16 protein-coding genes are annotated in these 20,344 nt (G+C 68.3%); 1 reads left to right on the plus strand and 15 read right to left on the minus strand.

The window, feature by feature from the left end; genetic code table 11:
• Window positions 1-104 precede the first annotated feature (104 nt).
• Window positions 105-2,072: an OPT family oligopeptide transporter gene (locus AC0IY1_RS23260; protein ID WP_471772784.1), complete on the minus strand. Its 1,968-nt coding sequence runs from the start codon at window positions 2,070-2,072 to the stop codon at window positions 105-107.
• Window positions 2,073-2,527: 455 nt separating this feature from the next.
• Here AC0IY1_RS23260 and AC0IY1_RS23265 point away from each other — a divergent pair, with 455 nt between their 5' ends.
• Window positions 2,528-2,758, plus strand: a complete 231-nt coding sequence (locus AC0IY1_RS23265) for a hypothetical protein (protein ID WP_103708814.1) — start codon at window positions 2,528-2,530, stop codon at window positions 2,756-2,758.
• Between the two features lie 28 nt (window positions 2,759-2,786).
• On the opposite strand, the gene AC0IY1_RS23270 is transcribed toward AC0IY1_RS23265, so the two are convergent.
• The 14 genes from AC0IY1_RS23270 to AC0IY1_RS23335 all read right to left on the minus strand — a co-directional run bounded on the left by AC0IY1_RS23270 (window position 2,787) and on the right by AC0IY1_RS23335 (window position 20,271).
• On the minus strand, window positions 2,787-3,269 hold the full coding sequence (locus AC0IY1_RS23270; protein WP_471772785.1) for a PTS sugar transporter subunit IIA: 483 nt from the start codon (window positions 3,267-3,269) through the stop codon (window positions 2,787-2,789).
• 14 nt (window positions 3,270-3,283) lie between these two features.
• On the minus strand, window positions 3,284-3,985 hold the full coding sequence (locus tag AC0IY1_RS23275; RefSeq protein WP_055952198.1) for a response regulator: 702 nt from the start codon (window positions 3,983-3,985) through the stop codon (window positions 3,284-3,286).
• Between the two features lie 38 nt (window positions 3,986-4,023).
• Complete coding sequence (locus AC0IY1_RS23280; protein WP_471772787.1) at window positions 4,024-6,759, minus strand: DUF4118 domain-containing protein; 2,736 nt, start codon at window positions 6,757-6,759, stop codon at window positions 4,024-4,026.
• A 36-nt stretch (window positions 6,760-6,795) separates the two neighbouring features.
• Entirely contained in the window at window positions 6,796-7,404 is a 609-nt protein-coding gene (locus tag AC0IY1_RS23285) for a K(+)-transporting ATPase subunit C (RefSeq protein ID WP_471772789.1), read from the minus strand.
• A 34-nt stretch (window positions 7,405-7,438) separates the two neighbouring features.
• The gene (gene kdpB, locus AC0IY1_RS23290; protein WP_471772791.1) at window positions 7,439-9,529 is read right to left on the minus strand and encodes a potassium-transporting ATPase subunit KdpB; all 2,091 of its coding nucleotides are present in this window, start codon (window positions 9,527-9,529) and stop codon (window positions 7,439-7,441) included.
• A 271-nt stretch (window positions 9,530-9,800) separates the two neighbouring features.
• Complete coding sequence (gene kdpA / locus AC0IY1_RS23295; protein WP_471772793.1) at window positions 9,801-11,516, minus strand: potassium-transporting ATPase subunit KdpA; 1,716 nt, start codon at window positions 11,514-11,516, stop codon at window positions 9,801-9,803.
• 34 nt (window positions 11,517-11,550) lie between these two features.
• Complete coding sequence (locus AC0IY1_RS23300; RefSeq protein WP_055952213.1) at window positions 11,551-11,640, minus strand: K(+)-transporting ATPase subunit F; 90 nt, start codon at window positions 11,638-11,640, stop codon at window positions 11,551-11,553.
• Between the two features lie 250 nt (window positions 11,641-11,890).
• Entirely contained in the window at window positions 11,891-13,075 is a 1,185-nt protein-coding gene (locus AC0IY1_RS23305) for an amidohydrolase family protein (protein ID WP_471772794.1), read from the minus strand.
• 7 nt (window positions 13,076-13,082) lie between these two features.
• Complete coding sequence (locus AC0IY1_RS23310) at window positions 13,083-14,360, minus strand: amidohydrolase family protein (protein WP_471772796.1); 1,278 nt, start codon at window positions 14,358-14,360, stop codon at window positions 13,083-13,085.
• Between the two features lie 362 nt (window positions 14,361-14,722).
• The gene (locus AC0IY1_RS23315; RefSeq protein ID WP_471772797.1) at window positions 14,723-15,394 is read right to left on the minus strand and encodes a metallophosphoesterase family protein; all 672 of its coding nucleotides are present in this window, start codon (window positions 15,392-15,394) and stop codon (window positions 14,723-14,725) included.
• Between the two features lie 139 nt (window positions 15,395-15,533).
• Window positions 15,534-16,496 carry a type II secretion system F family protein gene (locus AC0IY1_RS23320; RefSeq protein ID WP_055952220.1) on the minus strand — a complete coding sequence of 321 codons (963 nt, stop codon included), beginning with the start codon at window positions 16,494-16,496 and terminating at the stop codon, window positions 15,534-15,536.
• Window positions 16,497-16,561: 65 nt separating this feature from the next.
• Window positions 16,562-17,530 carry a type II secretion system F family protein gene (locus AC0IY1_RS23325; RefSeq protein WP_471772799.1) on the minus strand — a complete coding sequence of 323 codons (969 nt, stop codon included), beginning with the start codon at window positions 17,528-17,530 and terminating at the stop codon, window positions 16,562-16,564.
• On the minus strand, window positions 17,527-18,981 hold the full coding sequence (locus tag AC0IY1_RS23330; RefSeq protein ID WP_055952226.1) for a CpaF family protein: 1,455 nt from the start codon (window positions 18,979-18,981) through the stop codon (window positions 17,527-17,529). Before AC0IY1_RS23330 ends, AC0IY1_RS23325 begins: the two co-directional genes overlap by 4 nt.
• Window positions 18,982-19,026: 45 nt before the next feature.
• Entirely contained in the window at window positions 19,027-20,271 is a 1,245-nt protein-coding gene (locus AC0IY1_RS23335) for a CpaE/TadZ family protein (RefSeq protein ID WP_055952229.1), read from the minus strand.
• Between the last annotated feature and the right edge of the window lie 73 nt (window positions 20,272-20,344).

Consider the following 20,344-nt stretch of genomic DNA (forward strand, 5'->3'; position numbering starts at 1 on the left):
CCTGCAACTGGGGGGGCGGGGAGACGGAGCCCCCCCAGTTGCAGGAGGGCATCGGACATCGCTCGGGCGCGGACAAACGATGAGACGGAGCGGGCGTGACAGCGTCAGGCGGAGGGTGCGCGGGACACGAGGCGGAGGAAGCCGAGCGCGATCGCGGTGAAGACGACCGCCCCGAGGCCCGTCGCCACGGGCGCGAAACCCGGCCCGACCAGAACGAGCGACGAGCCCCGCCCGGCGAGCGTATCGGCCGCCGCCAGCAGCACGCCGACGATGCTCTCGCCTACGAGAAAGCCGGAGGCGATCAGGACCCCCCGTCGCCGCGCCAGGGTCTCGCCATCCCTGGTGGGCCGTGCGCGCAGGCGGCGCCGGGCGAGCCAACCGATGACGCCGCCGATGGCGATCGTCACGACGACCTCGAGGGGCAGGTAGATGCCGATGCCCACGGTCAGGGCCGGGAAGGACAGGTCCCGCCGCCGCAGGATCGCCTCCAGGGCCACGAACGCGACGCCGAGTCCGGCGCCGATCGCCACCATCGTCCAGGGCAACGCGCCGTGGATGATGCCGCTGGCGATCTGGGTCATCAGCGCGGCCTGCGGCGCCGGGAGGGCGTTGCCCGCCTCCATGTCGGGCCGGGGCAGGGCACCGGCGAATCCGTAGGCCTGGTAGAGCAGGGACAGCAGCGGCGCGATCACGAGGGCGCCCACGGTGACGCCGGCGATCAGCGCCACCTGCTGCCGCCAGGGCGTGGCATCGACGAGCTGACCGGTCTTGAGGTCCTGCAGGTTGTCGTTGGCGATCGAGGCGGTCGTGACCACGACGGCGGCGAGGAGCAGCGCCAGGCCGATGACGAAGCGGTCGCCCTCCGGCCCCGCCTCGCGGCCGATCAGCAGCGGGATCATCACCGCGGTCACGAGGGTGGTGAGGATCCCGATGCCGGAGATCGGGCTGCTCGACGAACCGAGGAGACCCGCGAGGTAGCCGCAGGCGGCCGCCATCAGGAAGCCGAACAGCACCGCGAACAGCGTGGCGACCGCCACCACGACGCCGTGCAGGCGCCCGAGCTCGGCGCCCGAGGCGAAGATCCAGAACAGGCCGGCGAGGAGCAGGGCGAGAAGCAGCGTTCCGGCGGCGACCCAGGTGATGGGGAGATCGCGTTCCTGGCGCGGAATGTCCGCCCCGGTGCCGCCCTTGCGCGCGCTGGCGAGGGCGGAGCGCAGGCTGCCGGCGATCTGGCGGCTCAACTGGGCCACGGTCCAGAGCGCACCCACCGCGATGATGCCGGCGCCGACCAGCCGGACCTTCTCCGACCAGACGGCCTGCGCGGCACCGTCCCCGGCCCGGGCGGCCGCCGAACCCATCGCGGTGAGCACCGGCACGGCGATGCCCCAGGCGATGGCGACGCCGGTGAGCAGGGCGAGGCAGGCACCGATCCCGACCAGGTAGCCGACGCCGACGAGGGCGAGGGAAAAGCCGGTGCCGAGGCGAAACAGGGCCGAGCCCGCCGCCAGGGTCGTGTGCATGCCATCCGCCAACACCCGGAAGCCGGTGGTGGAGAGCCCGACGAGGCCGGCCAGGGCGGCCGCACCGATGAGCGGGCGCAAGCCACCGCGATGGCTCTCATCGCCGGAGGTGTCGCCCGCCCGGAGCACCTCGGCCGCTGCCGTGCCTTCCGGGTAGGGCAGGCCCGCCCCCATTACCAGGGCGCGACGCAGCGGAATCGAATAGGCGATGCCGAGGAGCCCGCCGATCAGGCACAGGCCGGTGGTCTGCCAGTACGGAAAATCCGCCCAGTGTCCGATGAGCACGAGGCCCGGCAGGGCCAGGATGACGTTGCAGAGCGTTCCGGCCGCCGAGGCCTGGGTCTGGACGATGTTGTTCTCGTAGATGTTGCTGCCGCCGACCAACCGCAGAACGCCCATCGACAGCATCGCCGCCGGGATCGAGGTGGAGAACGTCACCCCGGTCTTCAGGCCCATGTAGAGGTTCGCCGTCATGAACACGACGGTGATCAGCGCGCCGAGCAGCAGCCCGCGCCAGGTGAGTTCGGATGCGTGCTGCGAGGCGCCCTTCACGAAGCCGCGTTCGGCGCGCCGCCCACCAGAGCGGGAGGACGGTTCGCGCGGCAAAGTCGATGCATGGGTCGGGAATCCTGTCGCCGCGGGGCCGGCGGCACATCCGAAGCCCTGTCCCGCCCCCGCATGGTGCGAAAGCCGGCGCGACCTGCAAACCACATAGGTTATCGGAGTCCGGGGTCCCTGCCGGCTGCCCAGGGGATCGCGCGCGATCCTTGCGAGGTGGCAAAGGGGATCGCGCGCGATGTTTCGAAGGTGGCCAAGGGATCGCACGCGATCCTTACGAGGTGGCCAGGGGATCGCACGCGATCCTTGCGAGGCGGCGAAGCGCGCGCATGCGATCCTGATGCGACCCTCATGAAACGGCGCCGCCTTGCCGCTCGAACCCTCACGCGCCGCGGCGCAGATTCATCGGGCGGTCCGACACCTGGATCGCGCGAACCCCCGAGCCCTCCATGTCCCGTCCCCTACCGGTCACGCCCGACAGCCCGATCTCCGGCCCGGACACATCACGCTTCGTCATCGGCCGGGACGGGCGGGGCTGCTGGGTGGCCCTCGAGGTCCATGGCCGGGCCGGCGGCCTCTTCCGCACCTGCCAGGCGGCCCTGCACTACGCCGTCGAGGCGACGGCGCATCGGCCGGACAGCGTGAGGATCGCGGCGGATCGCATCGAACTTCGGATCTGAGGGGGCGAACGGCGTTCGGAGCCGGGCCTCAGCCGCCGGCCCCGAACCCGTTCCGGCACAGGGCAGCGTGCAGGCTCGGTGCGTCGCGGGCGGCCCGCAGGGCCGAGGCCACGCCCGGATCGCGCAGCCGCCGGGCGATGCAGGCCAGCGCCGTCACCGAGGCGTCACGCGGGTCGACCGGTAGGAGCAGGAGCGCGACGAGATCCACGGGACGCTCATCGATGGCGTCGAAGTCGAGGGGATCGCGCAGGCGGGCCAGCAGCCCGTAGGGTCGTTCCAGGCCGTCGAGACGGGCATGGGGCAGGGCGATGCCGTACCCGATCCCGGTGGATCCGAGGCTCTCGCGCGCTGCCAGGGCTGCGCGGATCGGCGCCGTCTCCCGCCCGAGCCCGCGAGCCGCCCGGCGCGCCAGGTCTTCGAGAAGCGCCGCCTTCCCGGCTACGCGCAGGCCGCAGACGGCCCGCTCCGCCGGCAGGAGAGCGTTGAGGGTGATCAGATCGTCGAGAGGCATCGGATCGTCGAACGTCATCGGATCGGGCCGCCCCCATCGTCCGGCGCGCGCAGGCGGTAGCCCACCCCGGTCTCGGTGAGGAGGATGCGGGGGCGCTCGGGATCGGCCTCGAGCTTCTGACGGAGCTGGCGCATGTAGACCCGGAGATATTGCGGGTCGGACGAGGTCGAGACGGCATTCATGAGCTGGGCGTGGGTCAAGGCCTTGCCGGCATGCTGCACCAGGACCCGGAGGAAGTCGTATTCCCGCGGCGTGAGCTTCACCTCCGCGCCGCGGACGCGGACGATGCGGCGCACGAGATCCACGCTGAGACCGTCGACCTCGAACAGGGGGCGCTCGCCTTGAACCGCCAACTGGTGACGCAGGGCCGTACGCAGCCGCGCCAGGAGCTCGCCCATGCCGAACGGCTTGGTGACGTAGTCGTCCGCACCGAGGTCGAGGGCCTCGACCTTGCCCGGCTCGTCGTCGCGACTCGACAGGACCACCACCGGCAGGTCGCGATGATCGTCCCGGATGCGACGCAGGAGGTCGTGCCCGCGCATGTCCGGCAGGCCGAGGTCGAGGATGATCAGGTCGATCGTCTCGCGGCTCAGGATCTCGAGGGCGGCACGCGCGTTCGGCGCCTCGAAGATCGTGTAGCCCTGGGTCGCCAACCCCATGCGCAGGAGCTTGCGGATGGGGGGCTCGTCATCGACCACGAGGATGGCGAGGCTCATGCGGGGAAGCTCATGCGGGGAAGCTCATGCGGGGAAGCTCATGCAGCGAGGTCCGAAGCGGTGCCGCTCGCGGCGGGCACCGGCAACAGGAGGGTGAAGACGGCGCCGCTGCGGTCCTGCCGGTTGCCCGCGGTGAGCGTCCCGCCCATCGCCTCGACGAAGCCGCGGGCGATGGCGAGGCCCAGCCCGGTCCCGGCCCGCACGGAGTCGCCCTTCCGGACGCGATAGAACTTGTCGAACACCCGCTCGCGCTCCGCCTCCGGCAGGCCGTCACCCGCGTCGATCACCTGGAGGCGGACCTGGGACGGTCCGCCGGCCTGACCCGAGACGACCTGCGCCGTCACCGTGACGGTCGAGCCGGCCGGGGCGTACTTGGCGGCGTTGTCGAGGAGGTTGACCAGGACCTGCTCGAACAGGACCGGGTCGAGGCGCAGGGCCGGAAGGTCCGGCGCGAGCGCCAGCACGACCCGGTGCTCGGCCAGGATCGCGCCCAGGCGCCGCAGGGCGGTGTCGACGATCTCCGCCACGTCCTGCGCCGTCAGGTTCGCCGCGACCGCGCCCGCCTCGAGCCGGGTCATGTCGAGGAGGTTGACGATGAAGCGGTTCAGCCGCTCGGATTCGGCGATGATCGTCGCCAGGAGGTCACCCTTCGCCTCCCGGCCCAGGTCGGCATCGAGGTCGCGCAGGGTCGTGGCGGCCCCGAGGACCGCGGACAGGGGTGTCCGCAGGTCATGGGAGATCGACGTCAGCAGGGCCTGGCGCAACCGGTCGGTCTCGGCATCGCGTTCCGCGCGCGCCAGATCCTCCACGAGCCGGACCCGTTCGATGGCGAGGGCCCCCATGTCGGCGAGGGCATCGAACAGCCGTCGATCCTCGGGGGTGAGGATCGGTCCGGTGCCGTCCGCGTCGAGGCCGATCACCCCGATGGGGCCGCGACCTGTTCGCGTCGGTATGAAAATACGACGCGCGCCGGGAAGCGTGTCGGCGCCGCGTCCCGCCGGCCGATCGTTCGCGAAGGCCCATTGGGCCGCGGCCAGATCCGCCGCGTCCAGGCGGTCCTCCGGAGGATATCCGGCCCGGACCGCCACCGCGTCGCCCTCAGGCAGCAGCAGGACGACCCGTACGCGCAGCATCGCGGCGATCTGCGCCGAGGTCGCCCACAGGACGTCGTCGAGGGTACCGCAGGCGGAGAGCTTGCGGCTGAAGCCGTAGAGACGCTCCGTCGCCCTCGCCCGGCGCTGACTGACCACGGCCACGGCCCGAGCCCGGGCGGCGAGGTTCGAGACCAGCACGGCTACCAGGGTGAACAGCAGGAACGCGGCGACGTTGGTCGGGTCGGCGATGGTCAGCGTGTAGACCGGCGGCAGGAAAAAGAAGTTGTAGGCCAGCGAGGCGGCGACCACGGCGGACAGTGCCGGCCCCAGGCCGAAGCGTGCCGCAACCGCCACCACCGCGGTCAACAGGAACAGATCCGCGTTCTCGACCCCGAGATAGGGCTGGAGTCCGAGTGCCAAGCCGAGGCCCGCAAGGATGGCGAGGGCGGCGAAGCCGTAGCCGGCACCATCGACGGCGGGGCGGCCCGGGGCCGTCGCGACGGTCTTGGGAGAGGCCGGCAACGGCAGCGTTTCGCCGGGCACGACGTGGATGGTGATGGCGCCGCTCCGGCGCACGAGGTCGTAGACCACCGAACCGTTGAACAGCTCGAACAGCCAGGACCGCGTCGCCTTGCCGACGACGATGTGGTTGACGTTGGCTCCGCGGGCATACGCCAGGAGGTCGTCCGCCACGCGCCGGCTGCCCGGCAGGGTCACGGCGTCGCCACCGAGCCGGTCGGCGAGACGCAGCGCGTCGGCAATGCGATCGCGGTCCGCTTCGCTGAGGCCGAGGCTGCGCGTGCCCTCCACCGTCACGGCGGTCCACGGCGCATGCAGGCGGTCGGCCAGGCGCTTGGCCGAGCGGACGAGGCCGGCCGAGCGCGGATCCTCGCTGATGCAGACCATCACCCGCTCGCCGGCGCTCCAGGGCCCCGCGATGGCATGGGCCTGCATGTGGCTGAGGAGTTCGTCGTCGACCCGATCGGCCGTGCGCCGCAGGGCGAGTTCGCGCAGGGCCGTCAGGTTGCCGCGGGAGAAATAGTGGCGCAGCGCGCGCTCCGCATTGGCTGGCACATAGACCTTGCCGGTCTTCAGGCGCTCGATCAGGTCGTCGGGGCTGAGGTCCACGACCTCGATATCGTCGGCCCGATCGAGGATGCCGTCCGGCACCGTCTCGCGCACCCGGATGCGGGTGATCTGCGCGACCACATCGTTCAGGCTCTCGACGTGCTGGATGTTGAGGGTGGCGTGCACGTCGATGCCGGCAGCGAGCAGCTCCTCGACATCCTGGTAGCGCTTGGGATGGCGTGAGCCCGGCGCATTGGTGTGGGCAAGTTCGTCGACCAGCGCCAGGGCCGGGCGCCGTGCCAGCAGCGCGTCCAGGTCCATCTCTTCGATGACGCTGTCATGGTAGGGAACCCGGCGGCGCGGAACGACCTCGAAGCCCTCGACCAGGGCCTCGGTCTCGCTGCGGCCGTGGCTTTCCACGACACCGATCACCACGTCGGTGCCGGCCTTGAGCCGGGCCCGACCGATCGTGAGCATCTCGTAGGTCTTGCCCACACCGGGCGCGGCACCGAGGAAGACCTTGAGACGGCCCCGTCCCGCCTCGTCCCGGCGCGCGTGGTCGAGCAACGCGTCTGGCGAGGGGCGCTGACGCTCGCGGCCGTCCTCGCTCATCGATAGTCCTTCATGACCGGTGTCCTTCGCAGCAGGTTATTGCCGCAGGCGCGCGTCCAAAGCGAGGTTCAGCGCCAGGACATTCACGCGCGGCTCACCGAGAAGCCCGAAGGTCCGGCCTTCGACCTGTGCAGCGACGAGATCGCGCACCCGGTCCGCGCTGACGCCCCGCGCACGGGCCACGCGCGGCACCTGGAACAGGGCGGCCTCGGGCGACAAGTCGGGATCAAGCCCGGATCCGCTGGCGGTGACGAGGTCGACCGGCACCATCGCGCCGGGGTTCTCGGCCCTCAGGGCGTCGAGATCGCCCTTTACCCGCTCGGCGAGGACGGCGCTGGTCGGTCCGAGGTTGGAACCGGCCGAGTTGGAGGCATTGTAGGGCGCCGGCACGGTTTTTGAGGCATCGGCGGGATCGGCGGCCACCGTCGCCGAGGGGCGCCCGTGGAAGTAGCCCGGGCTTGCGAAGGACTGGCCGATCAGGCTGGAGCCGACGATCGTGCCGTCGCGGCGGATCAGACTGCCGGCAGCCTTGGCGGGAAAGATCGCGGCGGCGAGGCCGGTCATGGCCAGCGGATAGGCGAGGCCGGTGATGGCCGTCAGCGCGACGAAGAGGACGAGGGCGGGACGCAGGGACGCTACTAGCATTGGGGGCAACTCTTGTTTGGACTGCGGAGGGGGTTCAGGCGAGGTGCAGAGCGTTCACGGCGAGGTCGATCGCCTTAATGCCGACGAAGGGCACCAGGATGCCGCCGAGGCCGTAGATCAGAAGGTTGCGCCGCAGGAGTGCCGCGGCCCCCACCGCCCGGTATGAGACGCCCCGCAGGGCGAGCGGGATCAGAGCCACGATGATCAGGGCATTGAAGATGATCGCCGACAGGATCGCGCTCTGGGGCGAGGCGAGATTCATGACGTTCAGGGCCTGAAGCTGCGGGTAGAGCGTCAGGAACATCGCCGGGATGATGGCAAAGTACTTGGCCACATCATTGGCAATGGAGAACGTGGTCAGGGCCCCGCGGGTCATGAGCAACTGCTTGCCGATGCCGACGATCTCGATGAGCTTGGTCGGATCGGAGTCGAGGTCGACCATGTTGCCGGCCTCGCGGGCCGCCACCGTTCCGGTGTTCATGGCGACGCCGACGTCGGCCTGCGCCAGGGCGGGCGCGTCGTTGGTGCCGTCACCGCACATGGCCACGAGCTTGCCCTCCGCCTGCTCCCGGCGGATCAGGGCGAGCTTGTCCTCGGGCGTGGCCTGCGCCAGGAAATCGTCGACGCCAGCCTCGGCCGCGATGGCGGCCGCCGTCATTGGGTTGTCGCCGGTGATCATCACTGTGCGGATGCCCATGCGGCGGAGTTCGACGAAGCGCTCGCGGATGCCGCCCTTGACGATGTCCTTGAGGGACACGACGCCGAGGAGTTGCCCATCGCGGGCCACCGCCAAGGGCGTACCGCCGGCCTTCGCGATCGTCTCGGCAATGGCCCTGATCTCCGTCACCGCCTGCAAGTCCTCGGCCGGTCGATAGGCGAGCGCCGCATTCGTGGCGCGGGACGCGATCGGCTGGCCACCAAGGGAAGCGATCACCGCCTCGACCGCGCCCTTGCGAATGGACCGTCCATCGAGGTCGACCCCCGACATTCGCGACTGCGCCGTGAAGGGCACGAAGGTGGCGTTCAGGCTGGCCATGTCGCGGGCCCGGATGCCGTAGCGATCCTTGGCCAGCACCACGATCGAGCGGCCCTCCGGCGTCTCGTCGGCGAGGGAGGCGAGTTGCGCCGCATCCGCGAGATCCTGCTCGTCGACCCCGCCGACCGGCCGGAATTCGGTCGCCTGACGGTTGCCGAGGGTGATGGTTCCGGTCTTGTCGAGGAGGAGGGTGTCGACGTCGCCCGCCGCCTCGACCGCGCGCCCCGACATCGCGAGCACGTTGAAGCGCACGAGACGATCCATGCCGGCGATGCCGATCGCCGAGAGGAGCGCGCCGATGGTGGTCGGGATGAGGGTGACGAACAGGGCGACCAGTACGACGAGAGGGATCGCGCCGCCGGCGTAGCTCGCAAAGCTCGGGATGCTCGCGACCGCGAAGACGAAGACGAGGGTCAGGCCGGCGAGCAGGATGTTGAGGGCGATCTCGTTCGGAGTCTTCTGCCGGGAGGCCCCCTCGACCAGGGCGATCATGCGGTCGACGAAGGTCGAGCCGGCCGCCGCCGTGATGCGCACGCGGATCACATCGGACAGGACCTGGGTTCCGCCCGTCACCGCCGACCGGTCCCCGCCCGACTCCCGGATCACCGGCGCGGACTCTCCGGTGATGGCCGCCTCGTTGACGGAGGCGACGCCCGCGATGACCTCGCCGTCGGAGGGGATCAGGTCGCCGGCCTCCACCAGGACGACGTCGCCGACCTTCAGGGAGGTACCGGGAACCGAGTCCCAGGTGTCACCCGAACCGGTCAGCCGCTTGGCGGTCATCTCGGTGCGGGTTCGGCGCAGGCTGTCGGCCTGCGCCTTGCCGCGGCCCTCGGCGAGGGCCTCTGCGAAGTTGGCGAAGATCAGCGTGAACCACAGCCACAGGATGATCTGACCGGAGAAGCCGAGTCCCGACGCGCCGGTCGCGAGATCACGGGCGAACAGCACGGTGGTGAGGACGGCGACGACCTCCACCACGAACATCACGGGATTGCGGATCATGAACCGAGGATCGAGCTTGCGGATCGAACCGATGAGGGCCGGGCCGACGAGGGCGGCGCTGAAGAGGGACGTGGTGGGGCGAGACATGATGCGAAGTTCCACGGAAGGTCGCGGGAAGGCCGGGCGCGGTGCGCCGGGTCCATGAGGTTGGTCAGGGCGCGAGAGCGCGGCTCGCGAAGTTGGCAGCGAGCACCAGGGCGAGGGCACCCAGGAGGGTGACTCCCAGCACCGCCAGGATCAGGTCCGAGAGTCGGGCCGGCGGGGTCCCGGACAGCGGGCGAGGCGGGCGGGCGCCCGCTCGGAGTCCGTGCAGGTGGTGTCGCCGGCCACGGCGCGGTGGAAAGGCGGGTCGCATCGCTCAGCCGCCCGTGGCGAAGGTCTGGCCTGCCGTGCCCGCGAGGTGCTCGACGATCGGGCCGAGGGCGAGGGACGGGAAGAAGGTCAGGCCGCCAACGATCAGGATCACGCCGACCAGCATGCCGATGAACAGTCCGCCATGGGTCGGCAGCGTCCCGGCGGACGCCGGCACGGTCTTCTTGGCCGCGAGGGCGCCCGCGATCGCCAGCGCGGGGATGATGACGAAGAACCGTCCCACCAGCATGCCGATCGCCAGCGTCGTGTTGTAGAAGGGCGTGTTGCCGCTGAGGCCACCGAAGGCCGAGCCGTTGTTGGCTGCGGCTGAGGTGAAGGCGTAAAGGATCTCCGAGAATCCGTGCGGCCCGGCATTGGCGGGACCGGCGAGACCGGCGGCCACCACGGTGGCGAGGGCGGTGAAGCCCAGCATCATCAGCGGCAGGCACAGGATGGCAAGCATGGCCATCTTCACCTCCCGCGACTCGATCTTCTTGCCAAGATACTCAGGCGTCCGGCCGACCATGAGTCCGGCGACGAAGATCGCCACGATGACGAAGACCAGCATGCCGTAGAGACCCGCCCCGACGCCGCCGACGATGATCTCGCCGAGTTGCATGTTGATCATCGGGATCAGGCCGCCGAGAGCGGTAAAGCTGTCGTGCATCGCGTTCACCGCGCCGCAGGAGGCGGCAGTGGTCACCACCGCGAACAACGCCGAGGCGACGATGCCGAAGCGAAGCTCCTTGCCCTCCATGTTTCCGCCCGTGAACCCCATCCCATTCAGAACGGAGCTGCCCGCGGCCTCGCTGGCATAGGTGACGAGGACGCCGGCGAGAAACAGCACGCCCATGGCGCCGAGGATGGCCCAGCCCTGCCGCTCGTCGCCGACCATTCGGCCGAAGACGTTGGTCATCGCCGCGCCGAGGACGAAGATTGAAACCATCTGGAAGAAGTTGGACAGAGCGGTCGGATTCTCGAAGGGATGGGCCGCGTTGGCGTTGAAGAACCCGCCGCCGTTGGTACCGAGCATCTTGATCGCGACTTGGCTCGCCACGGGTCCGACCGCGATCGTCTGGGTGGCGCCTTCGAGGGTCGTGGCCTGGATGGAGGCGCCCAGGGTCTGCGGGATGCCCTGCGAGACCAAAACCAGGGTGTAGAGCACGCAGATTGGCAGCAGCACGTAGAGCGTGCAGCGGGTCAGATCGACCCAGAACGAGCCCACTGTCCGGGCCGAGGCCCGCGAGAAGCCCCGAACGAGGGCGAGGGCGAGGGCGATGCCGGTGGCCGCCGAGAGGAAATTCTGGTGCGTGAGGCCCAGCATCTGCGACAGGTAGGAGAGGGTGCTCTCGCCGCCGTAGTTCTGCCAATTGGTATTCGTCACGAAGCTCGCCGCGGTGTTGAAGGCGAGATCCGGCGCCACTGCGGCTTGCCCGGCCGGGTTCAGAGGCAGGACATCCTGCAGACGCAGGAGGCCGTAGAGCGCCGCGAAGCCGAGGGCGTGGAACGTCAGCATGGCGAGCCCGTAGCCGAGCCAGCTCTGCTCGCTTCGGGCATCAATGCCGGCGAGGCGATAGAGCCCGGTCTCGATGGGCCCGAGCATGGGCGAGAGCAGCGTGCGCTCGCCCTTGAAGGCGCGGGTCATGTACCCGCCAAGCGGCCTGACGAGCGCCAGCACGGTCGCGCAGAACAGCGCGACCTGAATCCATCCGTTGATGGTCATGGGGGGGTCCTTGGAAATCCGTCCGGAGGGCGCGTCAGAACCGTTCAGGGCGCACGAGGGCGAAGGTGAGGTAGCCGAGCAGCCCGAGGGTCACGAGGGCGCCGAAGGTGAGGTCGAGGGTCATGGCAGGGGATGCTCCTGGCGGCGCGCTCAGAGGCGTTCGCACAGCAGCACGTATCCGGCTGCCAGGCCGAAAAAGACGAGCCCTGCGGCGAGGAAGGCGATGTCCAGCATTCTGCGTCCGATCCTGTGCGGCGGATCGGCCCGGGTCGTTGCGACCGATCACGCTCGCCCGGATCATGGACGGGAACCGCGTTAGGGTTCGAGAGACCGCTCGGCGCGATCTTATAAGGATCGTATGAGGATCTGAGCCTTCAGGGCGCCGAAGGCGCCAAGTCGAGCTTGGCCGCGAGGCGCGGATAGACCCGCAGGGCGTTGCCGGCATAGACCTTCGCGCGGTCCGTGTCGGAGAGTGCGGCCGCCTCGACGTAGCGCTTGGTGTCGTCGAAGGCGTGGCCGGTCTCGGGATCGATCCCGTTCACCGCGCCGACCATCTCGGAGGCGAAGAGAATGTTGTCCGGGGGCACAACCTTGAGCAGAAGGTCAATTCCGGGTTGATGATAGACGCAGGTGTCGAAGTAGACGTTGCGCAGCAGTTCCGTGAGTGGCGGACGCTTCAGGTCCTGCGCCAGCCCACGATAGCGCCCCCAGTGATACGGAACCGCACCACCCCCGTGCGGAATGATGAGGCGCAGGGTTGGAAAATCCTTGAACAGGTCCGAGGTGACGAACTGCATGAAGGCCGTGGTATCGCCGTTCATGTAATGCGCACCGGTCGCATGGAAGTTGCGGTTGGCCGACGCGCTCACGTGCACCATGCCGGGAACGTCGAGCTCGACCATCTTTTCCCAGAGTGGATACCAGAAGCGATCCGAGAGGGGCGGATCGCTCCAGTGGCCACCGGACGGATCGGGGTTCACGTTGCAACCGACGAATCCCAGCTGGGTCACGCAGCGCTCGAGTTCCGCCGTGCAGTTCTGCGGCGAGACGCCCGGTGTCTGCGGCAGCTGGCAGACACCGACGAAGTTGCGCGGCATCAGGGTGACGACGCGGTGGATCATGTCGTTGGAGACAATCGACCAGTCGAGACTGGTCCGGGCATTGCCGATGTGGTGCCCCATGCCTCCCGCACGCGGCGAGAATAACGCGAGGGAAATACCGCGCTCCGTCTGGAGGTTGATCTGGCGCTCGGCAACGCTCGCGCGGACCTCGTCGTCGCTAACCGACAGCGCGGAAACCGAGGGTGAGTGCGCAGGATCGGTGATGGCATCGATCTGGCGCTTGCGCCATGCCAGCATGGCCGGCGGCTCGGTGGTGTAGTGGCCGTGGCAATCGATGACCGGACCGCGATAGGGCGTACGCCCTGCGGTCTGCGCCGAGGCCGGCGGCGTTCCCGTCGCCGCTGCAGCCCCGAGGGCCGCCACCGCCCGCATGAAGCCGCGCCGCGGTAGGCAGCAGGCACAGGCCGCAGGGAGCGCGGCGTCGGAGGCTGCGATCATCACGACCTCACCGGACGGAGAAGGGGAGCTGATACGGGCGGCCGAACGGGACGCCATTGTTCACCGTCTGGACGGGCGAGAGGAAGCCCGTCCCGTCGCGGCGGTTGTTGCGGGTGTCGACCAGGGAGAGTGGCCGCTCGACCCATTCCATCACCGAGACGTCGCCGGGCGCACCCACCTGCAGGGTTCCGAGCTTGGCGTCCCGGTCGATGATGCGGGCGGGGGCCGCGGTCGCCATCGCGATGACCTGCTCCAGGCTGAAGCCCAGTGGCAGGAACTTACTCATCACCAGGGGCAGGAACGGCATGCCCGGCGTGTTGCCGGAGACCACGTGCAAATCCGACGAAATCGTATCGGGCGGGGCTCCTTGAGCGATGGCCGCTTCCGCCACGGTGAAATCGAAGGAGCCGCCGCCATGGCCGATGTCGAAGACGACGCCACGCTGCTTGGCGGCAAGGGCCGCCGGCAGAAGCCTGCCGTCCTGAACGATATTCGTGAACTGCCCGGCCATGTTCGGCGCGCCCGAGTAGCAATGCGTGAGGATGTCGCCCGGCCGAAGCAGGTCGAGAATGCGGCTCATCAGGTCGGCGGTCTCGACGCCACCAATATGCACCATCACCTTGGCAGGGCGTCCCGACAATTCGCAGGCCTGGATCGCCCGGCGCAGGGGCTCGGCGCCATGCTTGAAGATGACGTTCTCGGACATCCGGACCTTCGCCCCGAGAACAAAATCCGGATTCTCCGCGATGGCGAGCGCACAGGCTTCCACCTGGGCATGGTCTATGTTGTAGAGTTCCGCGACCGGGAAAGCGGATAAGCCGTGATTGGCGATGTGCACGAAGGCGAACATCCGCGTCCGGGTCTGCGCGGCAATGTGCCGGCGCAGCGCCGCGATGGTGTTCGCGCCGGCATCGCCAGCGGAGACCACCGTCGTCACCCCTGAGAATGGCACCGCTTCATCGGCCGGGATGCCGATCGCCGAGCCGTAGGGAAAGGTATGGGCGTGCAGGTCGACAAGGCCGGGCAGCACGAGTTTTCCGGATGCGTCGATCGTCTGCTTGGCCCGATCCATCGGCAGACCCGCCGCGAGGGCAGCGATCCGTCCATGACGGATACCGACGTCGCGCTTCCCGCGCAGGGACTGGCTCGGATCGATCACCTCACCGCCCCGTATGAGGAGGTCGAAGGGGCCGCTCGGGTCCGGCTCCGCCCAGGCCCCGGTCGTGGCGGCGAGACTCGTCGCGGCCGCACCAGCGAGCCAGGCGCGACGGGTTACCGCGTCCACGTCGTCAATCCGCGGATAAGGTTGCAAGGCCGGGCGAGGGCAGGACGGGACAGCCAATCGCGATCACGTGGAGCGAACGGGGCTTGGCACCACGACATCGCTTCGACTCCCTGACTTCGGCGCTCGTTGATCGGCTCCGATCTCCAGGATGCTAGAGGCTGACAACGGTGATCGGCAATATCTTTCGCAGACGAACACGCGTCGGCGCAAAGAAATCGGTGAAGTGAGGCTCGTCCACCGGACGACCCCCACGAGTCCGGGAGAAATGGGATCCAGATGAAACGTCGCTCAGACTCGCGCTGGCGCACGAGAACTTCGGTAGATCTCCGTGCCAGCCTGATCAGCATTGAACAGGCGTTGACCTACCTGTCGCGATCGACCTGCAGAAAGTCGATCGGCGGCCCGCGCGTCTCATCGAAGACGCCGGCGGTGAGGCTTCTGCCGTAGACGCATCCCGTGTCCAGATTGGTGCGATAGGGCTGCCTGTCGGGTACTCCCTCCAGCTGCGGCGTGTGTCCGTGCACCACGTGTTTCCCGAAGTCGAAGGCCGTGCCGAGAAACGGCTCTCGGATCCAGAGGTGGTTCCACATGTCGGGATCGACCCCGGTGCGCCCGGGGCGAAAGCCCGCATGAACGAAGTAGCGCAAGGCGTCCTCGTGGACGGTGGGCAAGGACGAGAGCCAGGTCAGCACGTCCCGCGGAAACGCCTCCGGGGCGGTGATTCCGAAGGCGCGGAGGGTCTGGCGGCCGCCGTTGCTCAGCCACGTGGAGGCCCCGTGCGCGTCGCGATAGGCCTCCAGCATCATCTGCTCGTGGTTCCCCATGAGGCAGGTGAGGGCACTGGGCGCATCGCGCTGAAGATGCCTAAGGATCTCGATCACCCGGGCGCTCTCGGGACCACGATCCACGTAGTCGCCCAGGCAGACGATGCGAGCCGGTCTCCCGGCTCGGTGCAGGTTGATTTGCTCCAGCAGCCGGAGCAACGCATCGGCGCACCCGTGGATGTCGCCGATCGCGTAGGTGAGGACGTTCATGCGAAGTCCGGTGACAGGGTCAGGGGCATGCCCGTCGCATGGCAGGAAACGGATGCGCTGAACATCCCCGCCTCGGATCGTCGCCGGGGTCGGCGCTTCGCGCGCGGGTCACCGGCCACGCGAATTTGATGGCCCGGTCCTAGCGGAATATCTGGATCATCGCCGGGGTCAGGATGACGACGAACAGCACCGGCAGGAAGAACAGGATCATCGGCACCGTCAGCTTCGGCGGGAGGGCGGCGGCCTTCTTCTCGGCCTCGTTCATCCGCATGTCCCGGCTCTCCTGCGACAGCACGCGCAGGGCTTGGCCCACGGGCGTTCCGTAGCGCTCGGCCTGGATCAGCGCCGTCGTCACCGCCTTGATCTGATCGAGTCCGATACGGTTGGCGAGGTTCTCGAAGGCGAGTCGCCGGTCCGGCAGATAGGAGAGCTCGGCGGTCAGGACCGCGAGTTCCTCGGCAAGCACGATGGACTGCCCGACCACCTCGGTGCTGACGCGCCGGAACGCGTGCTCGACCGACATGCCGGATTCGACGCAGATCAGCGTCAGGTCGAGGGCGTCCGGCCAGGCGGCCCGAATCTCGGTCTGCCGCTTGTTTGCGCGATTGTGCAGGTACAATTCCGGGGCTTTGATGCCAAACAGCAGCACCCCGATCACGATCATCGTGCGGATGGCAAAGGGCTGGTCGAGGACACCGAGAACGAAGAGGTAGAAGATCGCCACCAACGCGAGCACGATGGGCGTCACCATGCGGAAAAACAGGAAGCCCGTCTCGGCCCCGGGCGACCGATAGCCCGCCATCATCAGCTGCTTGCGGGCGGTCTCCGTCCCGAGCCAACGGCTGAGATTGAACTGCTCCACCACCCGTCTCATGTAGGCCTTGGGGGCGACCCGAAGAGTCGCCTTGGAGCTCATGCGCTCGCGCTCCCGGCGGCGGATCTCCTCCCGCTCCTCACCGATCAGCTTGATCCGCTTGCCGAGGCGGTCGGGCTCCAGCATCGGCTGGAGCAGCGCAAAGGCGGTCGCAGCCGCCGCGATGGCGGCCAGGGCCGTGCCCAGGAAGCGCGGCTCGGTGACCTTGGCGGCGATGAGATCCAGCATGCGGTGTCTCCGTGCGATCCGACCGGACGAGGATTCGAATTCAGGACTTAAGTGGCATCGAAGTGTCAGACGTCGAAGCTGATCATCTTCTTCATCGTGAAGACTCCGAGCGACATCCAGATCGCCGAGCCGACCAGGGCGAGCTTACCAATATCCGTCCGCCAGAGCAGAGAGATGTAGTCCGGGCTCGACAGGTATGTCAGGAGGGCGACGATGAAGGGAAGCGCCGCGATGATGCCGCCGGAGGCCTTCGCCTCCATGCTCATCGCCTGGATCTTCCCGGCCATCTTCTTGCGCTCCCGCAGGACCCGAGACAGATTCGCGAGGGCCTCCGACAGATTGCCGCCGGACTTTGCCTGGATGCTGATCACGATGGCGAAGAAGTTGACGTCCGATACGGGAACGCGCTCGTGCATCTTCATCAGGGCGTCGCCGAGGGAGAGGCCAAGGGTCTGCGATTCGACCACCTGACGGAATTCGCTGCGGATCGGCTCCTCGGCTTCCCGCGAGATGATCCGGAAGCAGTCGCCCACCGGGATACCCGCGCGCACGCCGCGGGTGATGATGTCGATCGCCGTCGGCAGTTCGTTGATGAAGGCCTTGATCCGCCGCTTGCGCAGATAGGTGATGAGCCAGAGGGGCATGCCGAAGCCGCCGGCGAAGACGGCGCCGAGGCCCGCGAGGGGATTTCCGGTCGCGATCAGGATCACCAGACCGAACACCACCGCCATCACCGCGGAGACAGTGAGATACTGATTGCGCGACCAGGACAGGCCGGCGCGGGCCAGCTTCAGCTCCAGCGTGACCTTGGTGCCTTCGCGCTTGGCCTCGACTTCCTTGAGGCTCTTCGCGACCTGCTCGCGGCGATTGACTGTCGCGACCCGGTTTCCGGGCGCTGCCACGACGCTGACGGTCCTGCGCCGCTCGGCGGAGCGCTTCTCGCCGGAGAGGTAGGGAAAAACGAAGACGTAGGCGAGTCCCCCGGCCGTGAGCGCGAGGAGACCGGAGGCGAGGGCCAGACCGCTGGCGTTCACAGCCCGCTCCCGCCTGCGCTGGCCGCATCGAGGGCCGCGGCCAGCGCTTCGTCCTCGCCATAGTAGCGGGCGCGCTCCCAGAAGCGGGGACGGCCGATCCCCGTGGAGCGATGGCGCCCGATGAGCTTGCCGTTCGCGTCCTCGCCGAGCACGTCGTACAGGAAGAGATCCTGGGTAATGATGACGTCACCCTCAAGGCCCATCACTTCGGTGATGTGAGTGATCCGGCGCGAACCGTCGCGCAGGCGGGTGGCCTGCACGATGATGTCGATGGAGCCGCAGATCATCTCGCGCAGCGTCCGGGACGGCAGGCTGAAGCCGCCCATGGTGATCATCGATTCGATACGCGCCAAGGCTTCGCGCGGGGAGTTCGCGTGCAGCGTACCCATCGAGCCGTCGTGACCGGTGTTCATGGCCTGCAGGAGATCGAACGCCTCCGGGCCGCGGACCTCGCCGACGATGATCCGCTCGGGCCGCATGCGCAGGCAGTTCTTGACGAGGTCGCGCATGGTGACCTGCCCGGAGCCCTCCATGTTGGGAGGCCGGGTTTCGAGACGTACCACGTGCGCCTGCTGCAGCTGCAACTCCGCCGCATCCTCACAGGTGATGATGCGCTCGTCGGCGTCGATGTAGCGGGTCAGGCAGTTCAGCAGCGTGGTCTTACCGGATCCGGTACCGCCCGAGATGACGACGTTGCACCGGACGCGGCCGATGATCTGGAGGATGCGGGCACCTTCCGGCGAGATCGCACCGAAGCTCACGAGCTGGTCGAGGGTCAGCTTGTCCTTCTTGAACTTACGAATCGTCAGCACCGGCCCATCGATGGCCAGCGGGGGCGCGATGATGTTGACGCGCGACCCGTCCGGCAGACGGGCGTCACAGATCGGCGAGGCTTCGTCGACGCGCCGGCCGACCTGACTCACGATCCGCTGGCAGATGTTCATCAATTGTTGGTTGTCGCGGAAGCGGACGTTGGTCAGCTGGATCTTGCCACCGACTTCGATGAAGGCCCGGCTGGCGCCATTGACCATGATGTCGGCGATGTCGTCGCGGGCCAGCAGCGGTTCGAGCGGGCCGTAGCCGAGCACGTCGTTGCAGATGTCGTCGAGCAGTTCTTCCTGCTCGGCGATCGACAGGACGATGTTCTTGAGCCCGATGATCTCCGAGACGATGTCGCGGATTTCCTCGCGCGCCGACTCCGCATCAAGACGGGAGAGCTGGGATAGATCGATCGCCTCGATCAACGCCCCGAAGATCATGCTCTTGGTGCGGAAGTAATCCTCCGACTTCACCGACTCCATGATGGGCACGGGTTCGGGCCGGCGGGGTGCCTCCGCGCGGGGACGCAGGGCGGAATCGTCGTGGACCGGGAGCGAGACTTGCGGTTTGTCGACCACGGCCGCCGGACGCGGCGCCAGCACCGCCGCGCTGCCGGATCGTCTACCGAACATGGTGCAGCCTCCTGGCGGTTAGGTCACGATGAGCAGGCCGGGGCATCACGACGCCTTGCGACGGGCGAGTTTGGAGAGCAGGGGCTCGAACAGGTTCGGGCGCGCACGGCGCAGTTCGGCGCGGCCGGTGATCGAGGCGGCGAGCGACGAGTAGATCTCGGCCGCCTTCGCGTTGGCCTGCACCTCGCCGATCATCTGCCCGTTATTGGCGGCGGTCCCGAACAGCGCGGCGTCGAAGGGAATCGAAGCGGTGATCGTGGTGTCGAGCGATTTCGCGAACTCGGCCGCGGCGATCTCGGGACGCTTGGGCACACCGACACCGTTGAGGATGATCCGGGGTTTGCGGTCATTCGGGCGGTGCTGCTGCAGGAGCGTCAGCAGGTTCTTGGTGTTGCGCAGGGCGGCAAGCTCGGGGCTCGCGACGATCAGGATCTCGTCGGCGCTGATCATCAGCCGGCGCGACCAGGCGGTCCACTGATGCGGCACGTCGAGGACGACGCACGGCACCGCGGCCCGCAACAGGTCGAGCAGGTGGTCGAAGGCCGGCTCGGCAAGATCGGTGGTGCGGTCCAGGGTGGCGGGGGCAGCAAGGAGCGAAAGGTTGTCGCTGCACTTCGACAGCAGCCGGTCGAGAAGGTTCGAATCCAGGCGGTCCGGCGCGAACACGGCTTCCGCGATGCCCTGGGGCGGATCCTGGTTGAAGTTCAGGCTCGCGGTCCCGAAGGCGATATCGAGGTCGGCGATGACCGTCGCGGTGTCCTGTTCGCGACCGATCGTCCAGGCTAGGTTGTGCGCGAGGGTTGAGACGCCGACACCGCCCTTCGCGCCCACGACGGCGACGGTGCGCCCGACCGGCTTGGCACCCGGTGCCGTGAACAGGTCCGAGATCGCCTGGATGAGATCGATGGGACGCACCGGCGCCATCAGGTACTCGCTGACGCCGCGCTGGATGAACTGCCGGTAGAGCGCGACGTCGTTGACGTGCCCGATGACCACGACCTTCGTTCCCTCGTCGCAGACCTCGGCCAGCGAATCGAGGCATTCCAGCGGGCGCGACTTCGCGCCCTGGGTCTCGATGACGATGACGTTCGGCGTCGGGGCATGCCGATACGCTTCGACCGCCGCGGCGCCGCCGCCCATCTGAACCTTGATGTGCGCCTTCTGAAGGCGTCGGTCCGAGCCGGCCGATTCGATCAGCGCCGCACTTTCCTGCGTCTCGCAGAACGCCTGAATCGTGATCCGCGGTACGGGAGCGATGATGCGCTCGGACGTCTCGTTCAGATCCGTCATGAAGGAAATTCCGGTTCAGGTTGCCGCCGATGCGGGAGCGAAGACGGGTCAGGTCGCGGGTGAGGCGGAGCGC

Source organism: Methylobacterium sp. AC690 (genome assembly GCF_979256535.1).

What these genes read in the sequence shown, in the direction of transcription:
- AC0IY1_RS23315 (WP_471772797.1), bottom strand. Translation starts at nt 15,394, where the DNA reads ATGAACGTCCTCACCTACGCGATCGGCGACATCCACGGGTGCGCCGAT.
- AC0IY1_RS23330 (WP_055952226.1), bottom strand. Translation starts at nt 18,981, where the DNA reads ATGTTCGGTAGACGATCCGGCAGCGCGGCGGTGCTGGCGCCGCGTCCG.
- AC0IY1_RS23275 (WP_055952198.1), bottom strand. Translation starts at nt 3,985, where the DNA reads ATGAGCCTCGCCATCCTCGTGGTCGATGACGAGCCCCCCATCCGCAAG.
- AC0IY1_RS23320 (WP_055952220.1), bottom strand. Translation starts at nt 16,496, where the DNA reads ATGCTGGATCTCATCGCCGCCAAGGTCACCGAGCCGCGCTTCCTGGGC.
- kdpB (WP_471772791.1), bottom strand. Translation starts at nt 9,529, where the DNA reads ATGTCTCGCCCCACCACGTCCCTCTTCAGCGCCGCCCTCGTCGGCCCG.
- AC0IY1_RS23265 (WP_103708814.1), top strand. Translation starts at nt 2,528, where the DNA reads ATGTCCCGTCCCCTACCGGTCACGCCCGACAGCCCGATCTCCGGCCCG.
- kdpA (WP_471772793.1), bottom strand. Translation starts at nt 11,516, where the DNA reads ATGACCATCAACGGATGGATTCAGGTCGCGCTGTTCTGCGCGACCGTG.
- AC0IY1_RS23335 (WP_055952229.1), bottom strand. Translation starts at nt 20,271, where the DNA reads ATGACGGATCTGAACGAGACGTCCGAGCGCATCATCGCTCCCGTACCG.
- AC0IY1_RS23300 (WP_055952213.1), bottom strand. Translation starts at nt 11,640, where the DNA reads ATGACCCTCGACCTCACCTTCGGCGCCCTCGTGACCCTCGGGCTGCTC.
- AC0IY1_RS23270 (WP_471772785.1), bottom strand. Translation starts at nt 3,269, where the DNA reads ATGCCTCTCGACGATCTGATCACCCTCAACGCTCTCCTGCCGGCGGAG.
- AC0IY1_RS23280 (WP_471772787.1), bottom strand. Translation starts at nt 6,759, where the DNA reads ATGAGCGAGGACGGCCGCGAGCGTCAGCGCCCCTCGCCAGACGCGTTG.
- AC0IY1_RS23285 (WP_471772789.1), bottom strand. Translation starts at nt 7,404, where the DNA reads ATGCTAGTAGCGTCCCTGCGTCCCGCCCTCGTCCTCTTCGTCGCGCTG.
- AC0IY1_RS23305 (WP_471772794.1), bottom strand. Translation starts at nt 13,075, where the DNA reads ATGATCGCAGCCTCCGACGCCGCGCTCCCTGCGGCCTGTGCCTGCTGC.